The organism is Ligilactobacillus equi DSM 15833 = JCM 10991, from assembly GCF_001435735.1.
In the GTDB taxonomy this organism is placed as follows: domain Bacteria; phylum Bacillota; class Bacilli; order Lactobacillales; family Lactobacillaceae; genus Ligilactobacillus; species Ligilactobacillus equi.
The window spans coordinates 1,942-3,020 of the sequence record NZ_AZFH01000185.1 but is presented as its reverse complement, the minus strand read 5'-3'; the positions used below and the strand labels follow the sequence as shown (position 1 = coordinate 3,020).

The 1,079-nt window shown below is 49.4% G+C and carries 1 pseudogene; it reads left to right on the top strand.

From position 1 onward, the window contains the following. Positions 1 to 1,079: pseudogene (locus FC36_RS11980) on the top strand (hypothetical protein); the annotation flags it as partial.

Below are 1,079 nucleotides of genomic sequence, written 5' to 3'. Positions count from 1 at the left end.
AGAAACTTCAACGTCGGGTCCAAGTGAATCCTCAGATGTAACTCCAAGTGAGACTATGCCCGAGTCAGTCCCATCTGAGTCCCCAATGTCGGGTCCAAGCGAAGCCTTAGAAGAAGTACCAAGTGAGACTACATCCGAGTCAGTCGCATCAGAAACCACAACGTCGGATCCAAGTGAACCCTCAGATGTAACTCTAAGTGAGACAACGCCTGAGTCAGTCCCATCTGAGTCTCCAACATCGGGGCTAAATGAACCTTCAGAAGAAGTACCAAGTGAGACTACAGTAGAGTCAGGTCCATCTGAAACTACAACGTCGGATCCAAGTGAACCCTCAGAAGTAGTACCAAGTAAGACTATGCCCGAGTCAGGTTCATCAGAAACCACAACGTCGGAGCCAAGTGAATCCTCAGATGTAACTCCAAGTGAGACTTTAGGCGAGTCAGGTTCATCAGAAACCACAACGTCGGATCCAAGTGAATCCTCAGATGTAACTCCAAGTGAGACTTTAGGCGAGTCAGTCGCATCAGAAACCACAACGTCGAATCCAAGTGAACCCTCAGATGTAACTCCAAGTGAGACTATGCCCGAGTCAGTCGCATCAGAAACCACAACATCGGGTCCAAGCGAATCCTCAGATGTAACTCCAAGTGAGACTACGCCCGAGTCAGTTCCATCAGAGACCACAACGTCGGAGCCAAGTGAATCCTCAGAAGAAGTACCAAGTGAGACTACATCCGAGTCAGTCCCATCAAAAACCACAACGTCGGGTCCAAGCGAATCCTCAGAAGTAGTACCAAGTAAGACTACATCCGAGTCAGTTGCATCAGAAACTTCAACGTCGAGTCCAAGTGAACCCTCAGATGTAACTCCAAGTGAGACTACACCCGAGTCAGTCGCATCAGAAACCACAACGTCGGGTCCAAGCGAATCCTCAGATGTAACTCCAAGTGAGACTACGCCCGAGTCAGTTCCATCAGAGACCACAACGTCGGGTCCAAGCGAACCCTCAGAAGAAGTCCCAAGTGAGACTACATCCGAGTCAGTCGCATCAGAAACTACAACGTCGGAGCCAAGTGAAT